Genomic DNA, 15,464 nt, shown 5'->3' with positions numbered 1-15,464 from the left:
TGGGGTTGTTGTCGGCGGTTAGTTCACGCTGGAAAGCGCGGAATCAGCGCAGGCCGGCGATGTAGTCGGCCACGGCCTTGATTTCGCGGTCGTTGAGCTTGGCGGCCACGCCGGTCATCGGCAGGCTGTTGGTGCGCACGTTGTCGCGGAAGGCAGTCAGCTGGGCAACGGTGTATTCGGCGTTCTGGCCACCCAGGCGCGGGTACTGGGCGGGGATGCCGGCGCCGTTCGGGCTGTGGCAGCCTGCGCAGGCCGGGATCTGGCGATCACCGATGCCGCCGCGGTAGATCTTTTCGCCGAGGGCGATGGTGTCCTTGTCCTTCGAGAAGCCGGGCTTGACCTTCTTGGAGCCGACGAACCACGCGATATTGCGCATGTCTTCTTCCGACAGCGCCGCAGCCAGCGGCTTCATGATCGCGCTCTTGCGGGCGCCGGACTTGAAGTCCTGCAGTTGCTTGAGGATGTATTCGGGATGTTGTTGCGCCAGCTTCGGGTTGGCCGCGATGGCCGAGTTGCCGTCGGCGTTGTGGCACGAAGCGCAGCTCTGGCTGTTGGCCGGCGTTGCGTTGAACACCGTGTCGCCCTTGGCGGGATCGGGCTTGGCCGGCTTAGCTGCTGCCGCTGCGGGGGCGGCTGCATGTTCATCGGCTGCAAAACTCGCGCTGGCTGTGACGCCCATGAGGGCTGCAAGCAGAATATTGGCAAACAACTTCATATCGGGGGCTTAGATTTATGGCGCAAAACCCCGCGATTCTACAATGGCGCCCCGTTCCGAAAGCCCATTGATGACCTCCCCGCGCGCCAAGTCCGCCGCTTATCCTCCCCGCGCGGCCCCCGCCGCGGACCCGCAGGTCGCCGAACGCGAGCGCGTGGCCCTCGGCTGGCTGCATACCGCCCACTTTCTCACCAGCGCTCCACAACTGGAACACCTGCCCCCGGTCGACCTTCCGGAGATCGCTTTCGTCGGCCGATCGAACGCCGGCAAATCGACCGCCATCAACACCCTCACGCAGCAGACGCGCCTGGCTTTTGCCTCGAAGACGCCGGGCCGCACGCAGCACATCAACCTGTTCGGCATCGGCAAGCAGAAGGTCGACGACGCGGTACTGGCCGACCTGCCCGGCTACGGCTACGCGGCCGTGCCGAAGGAGGCCAAGCTGCGCTGGCAACGCGTGATGGGCAATTACCTCATCACGCGCGAAAGCCTCCGAGGGGTTGTCCTGATGTGCGATCCGCGCCACGGTCTGACCGAGCTCGACGAGATCCTGCTCGATGTGATCCGCCCGCGCGTGCAGCAAGGCCTCAAGTTCCTCATCCTGCTGACCAAGTCGGACAAGCTCACGCGCAGCGAAGCCGCCAAGGTGCTGTCGATTACGCGACTCCAGGCCGGCGGCGGCGAGGTCAAACTGTTCTCGGCGCTGAAGAAGCAGGGCGTCGGTGACGCAGCCCAATTGCTGTGGCAATGGGTGCATCCGGAAGGCGGCGCTGCGCCGGCCGAGCTGGAGGAAACACCGGAGCCACCGGAAGAAACCTGAGGCCGAACGGCTGTATTGATCGTCCCGCCTGCTTCATTCACTATCAAAACAATAGCGACAGTCAAACCCAAGGAGACGAGAAGCATGATCGAGACCTTCCAACGCAGCCTGCCCAACGGCACCACCCTGAGCTGCCGCGCGAGCGGCAAGCCGGGCCAGCCGCTGATGGTGTTCCTGCACGGCTTTCCCGAGGCCGCGTTCATCTGGGACGAGCTGCTCGATTACTTCGCAGACCCCGCCCACGGCGGCTACCGCTGCGTGGCGCCCAACCTGCGCGGCTTCGAAAAATCGAGCGCGCCGACTGAGGTGGCCGAGTACAAGGCGCACCTGCTGATCCAGGACATCCAGCAGCTCGTCGCCACCGAAAGCGCCGACGGCACGATGGCCGCGCTGGTCGCCCACGACTGGGGTGGCGCCTTCGCCTGGGGGTACGCCAACGCGTTCCCGGAGCAGATCGGCAAGCTGGTCATCATCAATTCGCCGCACCCCGGCACCTTCACCCGCGAATTGCGCAACAGCCCGGCGCAGCAGCAGGCCAGCGCCTACATGCACTTCCTCTCGCGCCCCGATGCCGAGGCACTGCTCGCGGCCGACGACTTCAAGCGCATGTGGCCCTTCTTCACGCTGATGAAGGCCGGTCCCGACGGCTTCGGCTGGCTCACCGAAGAAGTGAAGCAGCAGTACCGCGAGGTCTGGGGCGCGGGCCTCACCGGCGCCTGCAACCTCTACCGCGTGACGCCGATGAAGCCGCCGCTGCCGAGCCAGACCATCGACGGCATTCCGGTGCTGCCGCACGAACGGCTCACGGTGAACGTGCCGACCTTCGTGTTCTGGGCGCTGGACGACGCGGCGCTGCTGCCGGGCCTGCTCGAAGGGCTCGAGGAATACGTGCCGAAGCTCGAGGTCAAGAAAGTGCCCAACGCGACCCACTGGATCGTGCACGAGCAGCCGCAGCTGGTCGCGCGCGAGATCGAGGCCTTCCTGCAGCGCGACGCGTAGTCAATAGATCTTCGGCTCGCCGTCGGGGCGAGTCTTGAACCGACGATGCACCCAGTAGTACTGGGACGGCATCGCGTCGATGTAGCCCTGCAGCCGCTCGTTCATGAGGGCCGTGTCGGCCTCCACGTCGTCGGTGGGGAAGTTCTGCCACGCCGACTTCACCTCGATCTCGTAGCCGCCGGGCGTGAGCTTCGCCACCACCGGCACCACCTTGGCCTTGCCCAGCCGCGCGAAGCGCGAGAGCGAGGGCACGGTCGCGGCCTGCACGCCGTAGAACGGCACGAAGATCGTCTGGTCGCGGCCGAAATCCATGTCGGGCAGCAGGTACAGCAGGCCGCCCTTACGCAGGCCCGAGAGCACGGGCTTGATGCCGTCCACCCGGTTGAGCGCCGCCACGTCTCCGAAGCGCGTGCGGCCCTCGCGGATCCAGGCATCGACCATCGGGTCGCGCTGCGTCGTGTAGATCGTGGCCGAGGGGCGCGCCGTGTGCATGGTCAGCGCGGTGGCTGCGGCGTCGAGGCCATAGAAGTGCGGCGCGAACAGGATCATCGGCGCGGTGCCCTCGGCAATCTCGGCGATCTCGGATGCCGAACCCACGATCTTCAGGCGGCTCGCCACCACCTTCTCCGGCGCATGCCACAGCCAGCTGCGGTCCAGCCACGACTGCGCGACGAAGACGAAGGTCTCGCGTGCGATGGCGCGGCGCTCGGCCTCCGATTTCTCCGGGAAGCAGATGGCGAGGTTCCTGTCGACCACGCGCCGCCGCGGCACGGCGATGGTGTGCAGCAAGCGGCCGAGGATCTTGCTGAAACCGCGCACGAGCGGCAGGGGCAGTGGCGCGAGCACCCGCATGAAGCCGATACCCAGGCGTGAACTGAGGCTCATGGCGTCTGCTCCCCGGTGGCAGCCGCAACGGCCCGGTCGGCACGCGGTTCCTTGTAGCGCGCGTAGTCCCAGACGTACTGGCCGGGTAGGCTGCGGATCAGGCGGCCGATGCCGTCGTTCATTGCCGCGGCCGCGTCTTCGACGGAGGCGTTCGGGTCGTTCAGCGCCGTTCCCACGATGGGCTCGAAGCGGATCACATAGCCCGCACCGCGCGGCAGCCGCTCGCACACGCTGAGGAAACACGCCGCGCCGGTCTGCTGCGCGAGGCGCGGAAGCAGGGTCATGGTGTAGGCCGGCCGGCCGAGAAAAGGCACCCACACGCCCTGCCCCGCCGGCGGCACCTGGTCGGGCAGGATCCCGGTGTAGCCGCCGCTGCGCAGCGTGCGGATCAGGCCGCGCACGCCGGTGTTGTTGGTCGGTAGCGTCTGCAGGCCGGGCCGGTCGCGCGAGCCCGCGGCGATCAGGTCGGCCATCCACTTCTTGCGCGCCGGACGGAACAGCGCGGTGATCGGCCCGAAGGCCTCGAAGAAGCGCTCGCCGATCGCCTGGCCGCACATCTCCCAGCTGCCCAGGTGCGGCGCGACCAGGATCACGCCCTTCTTCGCCCGCATGGCGGCCTCGAAGGCCTCGACGCCTTCCCAACGCACCACGCGCGGCAGCACGCTCTCGCCCTGCGGACGCAGCCACAGCCAGGGCAACTCGGAGGCCATGTGACCGGCGGCGGCGATGGCGGGACGGTATTGACCGGGCGCGAAACCCGCACTTTCGGCATTGGCCTTGAATCGGCGGCGGTAGTCGGGCGCGCAGAACCAGACCAGCCAGCCCAGCATGGCGCCCAGGCGATGCATCAACGGCATCGGCACGCGGGCGAGCAGGCGAAACAGGGTGATCATTGAACGGGAAAGGGAGTCAAAAATGGGACGCGCGCGCATGGTATTGCGCGGCTCGAATAGAATGCAAATTGTCGCCGAGTTACGGAACAACTTGCAGGGCGACAACCACAAGCGCAAAGCGATTGTGTACCGCCGATTCTTCGGCATCTGCTAAAGCGTTCGCCAGGGCTCCGCAGAGTTGGCAACGCGCCAAACCACTTCAAGGAGCTTTGAACAAATGGCGAACGACTTCCTCTTCACTTCCGAATCCGTCTCCGAAGGCCACCCCGACAAGGTTGCCGACCAGATTTCGGACGCCATCCTGGACGCGATCTTCGAACAAGACCCGCGCAGCCGCGTGGCCGCCGAGACGCTGACCAACACCGGCCTCGTGGTGCTCGCTGGTGAGATCACCACCAACGCGCACGTCGACTACATCCAGGTCGCGCGCGACACCATCAAGCGCATCGGCTACGACAACACCGAGTACGGCATCGACTACAAGGGCTGCGCGGTGATGGTCTGCTACGACAAGCAGTCCAACGACATCGCCCAGGGCGTGGACCACGCTTCCGACGACCACCTGAACACCGGCGCCGGCGACCAGGGCCTGATGTTCGGCTACGCCTGCGACGAAACGCCCGAGCTGATGCCCGCGCCCATCTACTACGCGCACCGCCTGGTCGAGCGCCAGGCCCAGCTGCGCAAGGACGGCCGCCTGCCCTTCCTGCGTCCCGACGCCAAGAGCCAGGTCACGATGCGCTATGTCGACGGCAAGCCGCACAGCATCGACACCGTGGTGCTCTCGACGCAGCACAGCCCCGACCAGAGCGAAACCGCAACCAAGATGAAGGATTCGTTCAAGGAAGCCATCATCGAGGAGATCATCAAGCCCGTGCTGCCCAAGGAATGGCTCAAGGACACGCGCTACCTGATCAACCCGACCGGCCGCTTCGTCATCGGCGGCCCGCAAGGCGACTGCGGCCTCACCGGCCGCAAGATCATCGTCGACACCTACGGCGGCGCCTGCCCGCACGGCGGTGGCGCGTTCTCGGGCAAGGACCCATCGAAGGTCGACCGCTCGGCCGCCTACGCCGCACGCTACGTGGCCAAGAACATCGTGGCCGCCGGCATCGCGCGCCAGTGCCAGATCCAGGTGGCCTACGCGATCGGCGTGGCCGAGCCGATGAACATCACGGTCTACACCGAAGGCACGGGCCTCATCCCCGACGACAAGATTGCCGAACTCGTGCGCGAGCACTTCGACCTGCGTCCGAAGGGCATCATCCAGATGCTCGACCTGCTGCGCCCGATCTACCAGAAGACCGCCGCCTACGGCCACTTCGGCCGCGAAGAGCCCGAGTTCACCTGGGAGGCCACCACGCAAGCCGCCGCACTGCGCGCAGCCGCTGGCCTCAAGTAAGTAGAGATAGAAAAAGACGGTGGGTCGTCAGAAGCGGTACGCACCGCTCAGGCCCACCGTCCAGTTACGGCCCGGCGCGGGCTCGTAATAGCGCGCATTGCCTTCGTTGACGATGACCGAGCCCACGTAGCGCCGGTCGAACAGGTTGTCGACACGCGCGAAGGCGTTGAACTCCCAGCGCTCCCATTTCTTCAGATAGCCCGCATACAGCGCCGCGACCGCATAGCCCGGCGCGCTCGCGGTGTTGACGTCGTTCGCCTGGATGCGCCCGAGCGCGCGCATCTCGATGCCGGCGCGCCAGCCCTCGGGCGGCACCCAGCCCAGCGATGCGAACAGCGACTGCCGCGCGATGCCCGGAATGCGGTTGCCGTCGGCCACGGTGTTGGCGGCCGCACAGGGCGACGGTGAGCAGAAGGCGTCGCGGTACGTCGCATCGAGCCACGTGTAGGCCAGCTGCGTGCGCCAGTGGTTCGACGTCTCGTGCTGCCAGCCGAGTTCGAAGCCGTTGCGCCGCGTGCGCCCTGCGTTCTGGAAGGTGGCACGGCCGCCGACGTTGGTGTCGGTCACGATCTCGTCGCGCGTGCGGGTCTGGAACAGCGCCGCCGTCAGCAGCCCGCCGGCGAGCCGCGCCTTCGCGCCCAGCTCGATGCTGTCGTTCACCGATGGCCGCAGCGCGAAGTTGAGTCCGCTCGCGCCGCCCGAGCGGTACGAGAGTTCGTTGAGCGTCGGCGTTTCGAAGCCGCGACCGATGGAGCCATAGAGCGCAAGGTCCGGTGTCGCCTGGTAGCGCAGCGAAGCCACCGGCAGCGTCTTGCTGTAGCGCGCAGTGCCGCTGTCGTCGCGGTTCGCGCCCACGATGTAGCGGTCGTTCGATGCGAAGTGCACGCTGCTGCGGCGCACGCCGGCCTCGAGCGTCCAGCGGTCGGTGAAGCGCCAGGTGGCCTGCGCATAAGGGTCGAGGTTCCAGACCTCGTTGCGCTCGCTGCGACGCAGGCGCCCCTGCACGCCCAGCACCGGGTTCGCGACGCTTCCAAGATAGTTCTCGTAACCGCGGCGGCGCTCGCGCAGGCTGTCGTAGCCCAGACCCGCCACCACGTCGAGCGGCCGGTCGGCCAATTGCAGCGCCGCGGTCCAGCGCACATCGACGCCGCCGTACTGCCGCGAAAGATCGATCACGCCGCCCGCATGCAACGGGTTCTGCTGCGCCGCGGGCGGGATCGACTGGTACTGCGTCGTCTTGCGCTCCCCGCCGTAGACCATGAGGCGCACCCCCTGCGTCGCGTCGATGCGCCGCTCGTAGAGCAGGCCGAGCTGCGTCTGCTCGACCGTCTTGCGCGTGTCGTACTGCGTTGCGAGCGGCGCGTTGCGGGGCGCGAGCGCGTACTGGTCGGCAGTCAGGCCCAGCGGGTCCTGCGCGTTGATGCGCACGCTGTTGAGCACGATCGTGAGCTTGTCGCCGTTGTCCAGCGCGATGCCCAGCTTGCCATTGGCGATGTCGCGCCGCACGGCGCTGTGCTCGCGCCAGCCGTCGGTGTGGAAGCGGCTCGCGCCCAGCAGGTAGTCGATCGCGCCTTGCGATCCGCTGACCTGAAGCGACTGCCGCCAGGTGCCAAAGCTGCCGCCGGCCGCGGAATACGAAAGGCGCGGCGCGCCCTCCCCCGATGCGGTGAAGGCCTGCAGCACCCCGCCCGATGAATTGCCGTAGAGCGCCGAGAACGGCCCGCGCAAGACCTCGACACGGTCGAGGGAGCCGATGTCGATGTTCGACGTCTGCCCCTGCCCATCGGGCAAGGTGGCCGGAATGCCGTCGACATAGAGCCGCACCCCTCGCACGCCGAAGGTCGAGCGTGCGCCGAAGCCGCGGATCGACAGCTGCAGGTCCTGCGCGTAGTTCAGCCGGTTCTGCACCTGCAGCCCCGGCACCGCGCCGAGGCTTTCGGAAAGGTTCACCTGCAGGCGGCCCTCGCGCATCTCCTGGCCATCGACCCTGTCGACCGAGCCGGGCACGTTGAAGGGCGCGACCTGGCCGCGTGGCGTGGAGACGGTGATCGCCGGCAGTTCGCCCGTCGCCGCTTCGGCCGTTGGCGCCGGTTGGGCGCACGCTGCGAATGGAGTGCCCAACAACAGGAGTCGGACAGCGTGGGCGAGTGCAGCATTCATTGCACCGATTCTGCGTTGGCACGCCAACGCCCTCGCTTAGCGAGAACCCGACGAGAACGACCGGCGTGCTGACTAGCTTTTGGGCGAACGGCGCCAGCCGTACCACGCGCACACCGCAACCGGAATGCCCAATGCCACCCAGGCCAGCATGTCGCCGAACCCGCCGTCGCTGAACAGCGCGGAAATGAGGCCGATGGTCGTCAGCACGCCGAGCACGATCGGCCAGCCCCACATGCGCCAGAAGGATTGGTGCTGCGTCTTGTGGTGTGTCGTCATGCCTGCACCTTCATGGCCGGTGCCGGGTCGGGCTGCTGGCCCGATGCCGTGGGTGGCGCGCGCTCCGTGACGGGCGCAGTCGAGCCCGTCTTCGCGGGCACGGTGTTGCCGCGCTTGAGCCACAGGTAGAGCCCGCTGCCCAGCACGATGATGGTCGCGATATCGAGCAGCGCCCAGAGAATCTGCATCGGCATGCCGCCGTAGTCGCCGAAGTGCAGCGGCTGCGACACGAGCAGGGCCGTGAGGTACCACGGCATCTTCGGCGCCGCCGTCACCTCCGCGGTCTTGGCATCGACCAGCACCGGCTGCAGCAGCTTGGAGGTGAAGGGCTCGCTGCCGCGCATGAAGAAGGTGTTGTGGTGCGGGCTCGAGAACGCGGTGCCGGGGAACGCGATGAACGTCAGCTTCATGCCGGGTGTGCGCTGCAGGGCCTCGTCCATCGAGCGCTGCACCGAGCCGCGCTCGGCCACGGCCACGACCGGCTCGTTCTTGTAGGGTGCGAGCAGCGTGCTGAGCTGGTCGTACTGCCAGTACTTGATGACCAGGTCGGCCCAGGTGTTGATCATGCCGGTGGAACCCACCACGAACAGCCACACCAGCGTGACGACGCCCAGCAGGTTGTGCAGGTCGAGCCACTTCAGGCGCGGGCGTTTCTCGCGCCGCACGGTGCCGAAGTCGAGCTTGCGCATGAAGGGCGAATAGAGCACCACGCCCGAGACGATCGCCACCAGCAGCAAGAAGCCCATGAAGCCGAGGAACAGCTTGCCGGGAAGCCCCGCGAACAGGTCGACGTGCAGCTTGAACATCACGTACATGAAGCCTTCGTCGAACTTGGGCTGGGCCAGCACGACGCCGGTGCGCGCGTCGACCGCGACGGACTTGAAGTCGTCGGTGGGCGCCGGCGTTGGCGTGAGCGTGACGAACCACAGGCCGTCGTCGTCCTCGGGCTGCGAGACAAACTGCACCACGCGGTCGGGGTGCTTGGCCTTGGCGATGTCCAGCACCTTGTCCAGGCTGATGCGCGGCGTGTTGGCCGGCATCTTCGGCGCCTCGACCTCGGTGCCCAGCAGGTGCCCGATCTCGTGATGAAAGATCAGCGGCAGCCCGGTGATGCACAGGAGCAGCATGAACACCGTGCACACGAGGCTGCTCCACTTGTGCACCCAGGCCCAGGTCTTGATCTTTCGGCTGTTCATGTCGTCGTGGCTGTGTGGGGTGAAGGCGGAGTCTAGAAGCGGTAGGTGGCGCTCGCGACGATGTTGCGGCGCGAACCGTACCAGCAGTCACCGCGCGACAGGCAGGTGCTGAAGTACTTCTTGTCCGTCACGTTGTTGATGTTGAGCGCATAGCGCCAGCTTGCGGTGTCGTAGGCGAACACGAGGTCGGCCAGCACGACGCCCGGGATGCGCGGGCCCACGCCGTCGCGGAACGAGCTCATCGCACGCACGCCGGCGCCGGCCGAGAAGCCGTTCATGTCGCCAATGGAAAACCGGTACTTGGCCCAGACACTTGCCTGGTGCTTGGGCAGGCCTTCGATCTGTGCATCGGCATCGATGTAGTTGTAGTGCGCGATCAGGTCGAGGTCGCGGCCGATCGAGCCCTTGGCTTCGAGCTCCACGCCCTTGGTCTTGGTGAGGCCGCGCTGCGAAAACACGTTCGGCTGTTCCTCGACGACCTGGTTCTTCTCGCGCAGGTCGTACACCGCGGCGCTGAAGGCCAGGGCACGGCCCTTGGGCTCGTACTTGACGCCCACTTCCCACTGCTCGCCGCGCAGCGGCGTGAAGATCTGGCCCTGGCGCGGCGACTGCGGCGTGAACGACTCGCTGTAGCTCACATACGGCGACCAGCCCGAAGGCGACGCGTACATCACGCCCAGGCGCTTGGTGGTGGCGCTGCTCTTTTGCTCCTCGCTGCCGACGGCGCTGGAGGAGGCCCGGTCGTGGCGCAGGCCCGCCACGAAGATCCAGTTGTCGAGCTTGATCTGGTCCTGCAGGTAGACGCCCGTCTGGCGCTGGCGCGTGCGCGGCAGCGCGGCGGCGTCGGGCACGTCGCGATGACCATAGACCGGCGCGTAGACGTCGATGGTGTCGACATTGGTGCCGCTCCAGACGTTCTCGCGCTGGCGCGCGTAATCCGCGCCGACCAGCAGCGTGTGCTTGAGGGCACCGGTCTGGAAATGGCCCTCGACGTGGTTGTCCAGCGTCTGGGTGCGGTTGAGAGTCAGCTGGTTGTCGAAGTAGCGGCCCAGCACGCGCTTGAAGATCGGATCGCTGGACCAGCTGTCGAACCCGCTGAACGCGGCGCCATAGTGGTACTGGTTGGCGTTTTCGTTCTGCGCGTAGCGGAAGTTCTGCCGCACGGTCCAGTTGTCGTTGAACTTGTGCTCGAACTGCCAGCCGAAGGTCTTGCGCTCGCTGTTGTAGAAATCGCCCGGCTCGCCGATGTAGCGACTGCCCGGCAGGCGCCCGTTAGGGTTCGGCAGCAGCGTGCCCTCCCAAGGCAGGAACTGCGAGCTGCTGCCGCTCTTGTCTTTTTGCCACAGGCCTTGCAGCGTGAGCGAGGTCGCCGCGTTGGGCCGCCAGGTGAGCGAGGGGGCGATCAGGCTGCGGTCGTCGGGCACGTAGTCGACCTGCGTGTCCGACTTGCGCTGTACGGCGATCAGCCGGTACGACAGGGAGCCGTCGGCATTGAGCGGCCCGGTCAGGTCGGCCTGGATCTGCTTGCGGCCAAAGCTTCCAAACTGCACGCCCACTTCGCGCTGAGTCTCCTGCAGCGGCCGCTTGCTGACCATGTTGATCACGCCCGCCGCCGTGCCCGCGCCGAACAGCATGCCCGAAGGGCCGCGCAGCACTTCGAGCCGCTCCAGCGTGTAGGGGTCGGTGCGGGTGGTGCTGGTGTAGTAGCCGTAGGCCTGGCGCAGGCCGTCGAGGTAGACGTCGGGGGTGGCGCCGCGCACGCGCACCGAGTCGGTCCGCGAGTCCAGGCCATACGCGTCGGAGCGCACGCCGGCAGCGTAGTTGAGCGCGTCCTGCAGGTTGGTCGCGCCCTGGTCGACGATCTGGTCGCGCGTCACGACGGTCACGGACTGCGGTGTTTCTGACAGGGGCGTGTCGGTCTTGGTGGCGGTGACGGCATTTTTCGCGCGGTAGCCGATCACGGGCGAGGTGGCGGTTTCGGTTTCCGCGTTCGCATCGACCCGCACTTCAGGCAGCGAACCCTGCGCAGCCGTCTGGGCCAAGACCTGGTGCTGCATGTAAACGGCCATACATCCCACCAGCACCGAAGCGGCTCTGCGCCGCACCAACGTCCTTTTCATCCCGCTCCACTCCTAAATATAAACACGAATTATTCTTATTCTAATAGTTAGAAAGTCTCAACTTTTGTAATCTCCAAGTGCAGCGCGGGGGTTGCGTTGCGCATATGCATCTCCGGTCCGCGGCAGAGCGGCTACCATGCCGCCGGCCCATTTCTCCGTACCGGCAGGCCCCATGCACAAGCTGATTGCCCTTCTGTTACCTGCGTTGCGCGCCCCGGTCCTGCTGCTGGTCGGCCTTGTGCTTGCGGGCTGCGCCGGGCTTCCGCCGCGCATCCCCGAACCGCCGACGGCCGCCATCCCGGCCTCCCCCGCCACCGCGCTCGGCCACGCAGCCATCCGCCTCAATTCACCGCCCGACGGGCTCTCCAGCCTGCGCCCCTTGGTCGAGGCGTCCTATGCGCTCGACGCGCGCCTGGAGCTGATGCGGCGCGCCCAGTCCTCGCTCGACGTGCAGACCTACCAGTTGGGCAATGACAAGACCGGCCGGCTGCTGCTGCGGGAGTTGCGCGATGCGGCACGGCGCGGCGTGCGCGTGCGCCTGCTGCTCGACGATTTCTATACGACGGGCATGGACCGCCTGCTGCTCGGCCTGGCCTCGGAACCCAATGCCCAGGTGCGCCTGTTCAACCCCTTCGTCAACATGCGCGACCGCTCGCCCGGAAGATGGCTGGAGTTCTTCGGCGACTTCCGGCGGCTCAACCACCGGATGCACAACAAGCTGTTCGTGGCCGACGGCGCCATGGCCATCGCCGGCGGGCGCAACCTCGCGGACGAATATTTCCTGCGCAACGAGAACGCGAACTTCATCGACTTCGAGGTGCTCATGGCGGGCCCGGTAGTGCCCGAGGCCGCCGCCATCTTCGACACCTACTGGAACAGCGATGTGGTCTACCCGCTGCAACGGGTCGCCAGCACCAGCCGCACGCCGGACGAGCTGAAGTCCGCGTTCGAGACCGACACCTCCCCGCGCTACGCCCCGCCGCCCGACCCGCTGGCTGCCACCGACCTGCTCGGCGACCCGCCGCTAGCGGCGCAGCTTGCGAACATCGACGAGGCGAGATGGATGCGCGCCGAAGCCAACGCCACCGCCGACAGCCCCAACAAGGCGCTGGGCGTGATGGCGCACCCCACGGCCTCGGTGGCCCAGCGCTTTCACGAGATGCTGGCAACCGCCCAGTCGAGCGTGGTGGTGATCTCGCCCTACTTCATTCCCGGCGACGAGGGCATGGCCCGCATCCGCATGGGGCGCGAGCAGGGAATCAGCATCACCGTGATCACGAATTCGCTGGCCGACAGCGACGAGCCACTGGTCAACATCAACTACAACCGCTACCGCGTCGACATGCTCAAGCTGGGCGTGAACCTGTACGAGGTCAGCACCCAGCAGCTGCGCCGCAGCGGCCAGTTTCGCGACCTGCTCAAGAAGGCGCGCGGCCGCCTGCACGCCAAGCTGGCCCTGGTCGACCGCCAATGGGTGCTGCTCGGCTCCATGAACCTCGACCCGCGTTCGGCCCTGCTGAACACCGAGTTCGGCGTGCGCGTGCGCAGCTTCGACCTGACGCAGGCGCTGCTTTTCGCCTATCAGCTGGACGACATCGAGGGCGTCTACCGCGTCGTGCTGAAGCCGGACGGGCAGAACGTGCAGTGGATCGGCACCGGCGACGTCAACAATGAAGTGCTCGACAGCGAGCCGGACTCCAGCATGCTGACCCGGTTGCAGCTGCTGCTTTTCTCGTGGTTCGTGCCCACGGACCAGTTGTAAGCGACCGGCCGCCGGCAACCACTGGGCCTTGAAAGACCACCGATTGCCCTTATGATTAGCACTCGCTGATGATGAGTGCTAACAGCCCTCGCTCCCAGTCGATGGGTCGCCAACCTCCGGGTCCGGCGCCCGACCACCAACCCGTTTCTTATCCATATCCAGGAGATGCAATGAAACTTCGTCCTTTGGCCGATCGTGTGATCGTCAAGCGTATCGACAGCGAAACCAAGACCGCCTCCGGCATCGTCATCCCCGACGCAGCCGCCGAAAAGCCCGATCAGGGTGAAGTCCTGGCCGTGGGCCCGGGCAAGCGCAACGACAAGGGCGACCTGGCCGCACTGACCGTCAAGGTCGGCGACCGCGTCCTGTTCGGCAAGTACAGCGGCCAGACCGTCAAGGTCGATGGCGACGAACTGCTCGTGATGAAGGAAGACGACCTGTTCGCAGTCGTCGAGAAGTAAGCCTTCTCCCTTTCGATTCATTCAATCCAATCCATTCGGAGTTAATTCATCATGGCAGCAAAAGACGTAGTCTTCGGCGGAGAAGCCCGCGCACGCATGGTCGAGGGTGTCAACATCCTGGCCAACGCAGTCAAAGTGACCCTGGGCCCCAAGGGCCGCAACGTGGTGCTCGAACGCTCGTTCGGCGCCCCCACCGTGACCAAGGACGGTGTGTCGGTCGCCAAGGAAATCGAACTCAAGGACAAGCTCCAGAACATGGGCGCCCAGCTCGTGAAGGAAGTGGCTTCCAAGACGTCGGACAACGCCGGTGACGGCACCACCACCGCGACCGTGCTGGCACAAGCCATCGTTCGCGAAGGTTTCAAGCTGGTGGCTGCCGGCATGAACCCGATGGACCTGAAGCGCGGCATCGACAAGGCTGTCACGGCCCTGGTCGCCGAGCTGAAGAAGGCTTCCAAGCCCACCACCACGTCGAAGGAAATCGCTCAAGTCGGCTCGATCTCGGCCAACAGCGACGAAACCATCGGCAAGCTCATCGCTGACGCGATGGACAAGGTCGGCAAGGAAGGCGTGATCACTGTCGAAGACGGCAAGTCGCTGGACAGCGAACTCGACGTCGTCGAAGGCATGCAGTTCGACCGCGGCTACCTGTCGCCCTACTTCATCAACAACCCCGAGAAGCAATCGGCGCTGTTGGACAACCCCTTCGTGCTGCTGTTCGACAAGAAGATCAGCAACATCCGTGACCTGCTGCCGGTGCTGGAGCAAGTCGCCAAGGCTGGCCGTCCGCTGCTGATCATTGCCGAAGAAGTCGAAGGCGAAGCCCTGGCTACGCTGGTCGTGAACACGATCCGCGGCATCCTGAAGGTCGTGGCTGTCAAGGCTCCTGGCTTCGGCGACCGCCGCAAGGCCATGCTGGAAGACATCGCCATCCTGACGGGCGGCAAGGTCATCGCTGAAGAAGTGGGCCTGACGCTCGAAAAGGTGACGCTGGCCGACCTGGGTCAAGCCAAGCGCATCGAAGTGGGCAAGGAAAACACGATCATCATCGACGGCGCCGGCGCTGCTGGTGACATCGAAGCCCGCGTGAAGCAAGTGCGCGTTCAGATCGAAGAAGCGACCAGCGACTACGACCGTGAAAAGCTGCAAGAGCGCGTGGCCAAGCTGGCCGGCGGCGTTGCAGTGATCAAGGTCGGCGCTGCCACCGAAGTCGAAATGAAGGAAAAGAAGGCTCGCGTCGAAGACGCCCTGCACGCCACCCGCGCTGCAGTGGAAGAAGGCGTCGTGGCTGGCGGCGGCGTGGCTCTGCTGCGTGCCAAGCAAGCCGTGGGCGAGTCGGTCAAGGGCGACAACGCCGACCAGGAAGCCGGCATCAAGCTGGTGCTCAAGGCCATCGAAGCGCCCCTGCGCGAAATCGTGAACAACGCCGGCGGCGAAGCCTCGGTGGTGGTGAACGCTGTGTTGGCCGGCAAGGGCAACTACGGCTTCAACGCTGCGAACGACACGTACGGCGACATGCTCGAACTGGGCATCCTGGACCCGACGAAGGTCACCCGCACTGCGCTGCAGAACGCCGCATCGGTGTCCTCGCTGCTGCTGACGACCGAAGCCATGGTTGCTGATGCACCCAAGGACGAGTCGGGTGCTGGCGGCGGCGGCATGCCCGACATGGGTGGCATGGGCGGCATGGGCGGCATGGGCATGTAATGCCCGGCTGAGCTCTGCTCACCAAAGTAAAAAGGGCCGCGCAAGCGGCCCTTTTTCATTGCGCGTTC

Annotated in this window: 13 protein-coding genes; 6 read left to right on the top strand and 7 right to left on the bottom strand. The window is 66.1% G+C overall.

Features of this window, described 5'->3' with window-relative positions:
• Positions 1 to 43: 43 nt before the first annotated feature.
• Positions 44 to 715, bottom strand: a complete 672-nt coding sequence (locus ACSFA7_RS27485) for a c-type cytochrome (protein ID WP_435502287.1) — start codon at positions 713 to 715, stop codon at positions 44 to 46.
• Positions 716 to 785: 70 nt separating this feature from the next.
• Here ACSFA7_RS27485 and yihA point away from each other — a divergent pair, with 70 nt between their 5' ends.
• Positions 786 to 1,535, top strand: a complete 750-nt coding sequence (yihA, locus tag ACSFA7_RS27480) for a ribosome biogenesis GTP-binding protein YihA/YsxC (RefSeq protein ID WP_435502286.1) — start codon at positions 786 to 788, stop codon at positions 1,533 to 1,535.
• Between the two features lie 84 nt (positions 1,536 to 1,619).
• Complete coding sequence (locus ACSFA7_RS27475; protein ID WP_435502285.1) at positions 1,620 to 2,534, top strand: alpha/beta fold hydrolase; 915 nt, start codon at positions 1,620 to 1,622, stop codon at positions 2,532 to 2,534.
• Here ACSFA7_RS27475 and ACSFA7_RS27470 read toward each other — a convergent pair whose 3' ends face one another.
• Positions 2,535 to 3,419 (bottom strand): LpxL/LpxP family acyltransferase, encoded by an 885-nt coding sequence (locus ACSFA7_RS27470; RefSeq protein ID WP_435502284.1) that lies wholly within the window; start codon positions 3,417 to 3,419, stop codon positions 2,535 to 2,537. It lies immediately after the preceding gene.
• Positions 3,416 to 4,312 (bottom strand): lysophospholipid acyltransferase family protein, encoded by an 897-nt coding sequence (locus ACSFA7_RS27465; RefSeq protein ID WP_435502283.1) that lies wholly within the window; start codon positions 4,310 to 4,312, stop codon positions 3,416 to 3,418. Before ACSFA7_RS27465 ends, ACSFA7_RS27470 begins: the two co-directional genes overlap by 4 nt.
• 217 nt (positions 4,313 to 4,529) lie before the next feature.
• On the opposite strand from ACSFA7_RS27465, the gene metK reads away from it, so the two are divergent.
• Entirely contained in the window at positions 4,530 to 5,714 is a 1,185-nt protein-coding gene (metK, locus tag ACSFA7_RS27460) for a methionine adenosyltransferase (protein WP_435502282.1), read from the top strand.
• A gap of 27 nt (positions 5,715 to 5,741) precedes the next feature.
• Here the strand turns inward: metK and ACSFA7_RS27455 are convergent, their stop codons facing one another.
• From ACSFA7_RS27455 to ACSFA7_RS27440, 4 genes are all read right to left on the bottom strand, one after another.
• A complete protein-coding gene (locus ACSFA7_RS27455) occupies positions 5,742 to 7,874 on the bottom strand; it encodes a TonB-dependent receptor domain-containing protein (RefSeq protein ID WP_435502281.1) in 2,133 nt (710 codons plus the stop codon).
• A 72-nt stretch (positions 7,875 to 7,946) separates the two neighbouring features.
• On the bottom strand, positions 7,947 to 8,150 hold the full coding sequence (locus tag ACSFA7_RS27450) for a hypothetical protein (RefSeq protein WP_435502280.1): 204 nt from the start codon (positions 8,148 to 8,150) through the stop codon (positions 7,947 to 7,949).
• A complete protein-coding gene (locus ACSFA7_RS27445) occupies positions 8,147 to 9,346 on the bottom strand; it encodes a PepSY-associated TM helix domain-containing protein (protein ID WP_435502279.1) in 1,200 nt (399 codons plus the stop codon). Before ACSFA7_RS27445 ends, ACSFA7_RS27450 begins: the two co-directional genes overlap by 4 nt.
• Before the next feature lie 32 nt (positions 9,347 to 9,378).
• The gene (locus tag ACSFA7_RS27440) at positions 9,379 to 11,466 is read right to left on the bottom strand and encodes a TonB-dependent siderophore receptor (RefSeq protein WP_435502278.1); all 2,088 of its coding nucleotides are present in this window, start codon (positions 11,464 to 11,466) and stop codon (positions 9,379 to 9,381) included.
• A gap of 172 nt (positions 11,467 to 11,638) precedes the next feature.
• Here ACSFA7_RS27440 and ACSFA7_RS27435 point away from each other — a divergent pair, with 172 nt between their 5' ends.
• The 3 genes from ACSFA7_RS27435 (at position 11,639) to groL (ending at position 15,396) form a co-directional block, all read left to right on the top strand.
• Entirely contained in the window at positions 11,639 to 13,228 is a 1,590-nt protein-coding gene (locus tag ACSFA7_RS27435; protein WP_435502277.1) for a phospholipase D family protein, read from the top strand.
• 170 nt (positions 13,229 to 13,398) lie between these two features.
• Complete coding sequence (locus tag ACSFA7_RS27430) at positions 13,399 to 13,689, top strand: co-chaperone GroES (protein ID WP_176660349.1); 291 nt, start codon at positions 13,399 to 13,401, stop codon at positions 13,687 to 13,689.
• Between the two features lie 51 nt (positions 13,690 to 13,740).
• Positions 13,741 to 15,396 carry a chaperonin GroEL gene (groL, locus tag ACSFA7_RS27425; protein ID WP_042579049.1) on the top strand — a complete coding sequence of 552 codons (1,656 nt, stop codon included), beginning with the start codon at positions 13,741 to 13,743 and terminating at the stop codon, positions 15,394 to 15,396.
• Positions 15,397 to 15,464 lie beyond the last annotated feature (68 nt).

This window comes from Variovorax trehalosi (genome assembly GCF_051216415.1).
Classification (GTDB): domain Bacteria; phylum Pseudomonadota; class Gammaproteobacteria; order Burkholderiales; family Burkholderiaceae_C; genus Variovorax.
The sequence above is the reverse complement of the archived record's forward strand: the minus strand, read 5'-3'. Positions and strand labels throughout refer to the sequence as shown.

Excerpts from the sequence above, each read along its gene's own strand:
- metK (WP_435502282.1), top strand. The coding sequence starts at position 4,530 with ATGGCGAACGACTTCCTCTTCACTTCCGAATCCGTCTCCGAAGGCCAC.
- ACSFA7_RS27475 (WP_435502285.1), top strand. The coding sequence starts at position 1,620 with ATGATCGAGACCTTCCAACGCAGCCTGCCCAACGGCACCACCCTGAGC.
- ACSFA7_RS27435 (WP_435502277.1), top strand. The coding sequence starts at position 11,639 with ATGCACAAGCTGATTGCCCTTCTGTTACCTGCGTTGCGCGCCCCGGTC.
- yihA (WP_435502286.1), top strand. The coding sequence starts at position 786 with ATGACCTCCCCGCGCGCCAAGTCCGCCGCTTATCCTCCCCGCGCGGCC.
- ACSFA7_RS27450 (WP_435502280.1), bottom strand. The coding sequence starts at position 8,150 with ATGACGACACACCACAAGACGCAGCACCAATCCTTCTGGCGCATGTGG.
- ACSFA7_RS27445 (WP_435502279.1), bottom strand. The coding sequence starts at position 9,346 with ATGAACAGCCGAAAGATCAAGACCTGGGCCTGGGTGCACAAGTGGAGC.
- ACSFA7_RS27455 (WP_435502281.1), bottom strand. The coding sequence starts at position 7,874 with ATGAATGCTGCACTCGCCCACGCTGTCCGACTCCTGTTGTTGGGCACT.
- ACSFA7_RS27485 (WP_435502287.1), bottom strand. The coding sequence starts at position 715 with ATGAAGTTGTTTGCCAATATTCTGCTTGCAGCCCTCATGGGCGTCACA.
- ACSFA7_RS27430 (WP_176660349.1), top strand. The coding sequence starts at position 13,399 with ATGAAACTTCGTCCTTTGGCCGATCGTGTGATCGTCAAGCGTATCGAC.
- ACSFA7_RS27470 (WP_435502284.1), bottom strand. The coding sequence starts at position 3,419 with ATGAGCCTCAGTTCACGCCTGGGTATCGGCTTCATGCGGGTGCTCGCG.
- ACSFA7_RS27440 (WP_435502278.1), bottom strand. The coding sequence starts at position 11,466 with ATGAAAAGGACGTTGGTGCGGCGCAGAGCCGCTTCGGTGCTGGTGGGA.
- groL (WP_042579049.1), top strand. The coding sequence starts at position 13,741 with ATGGCAGCAAAAGACGTAGTCTTCGGCGGAGAAGCCCGCGCACGCATG.
- ACSFA7_RS27465 (WP_435502283.1), bottom strand. The coding sequence starts at position 4,312 with ATGATCACCCTGTTTCGCCTGCTCGCCCGCGTGCCGATGCCGTTGATG.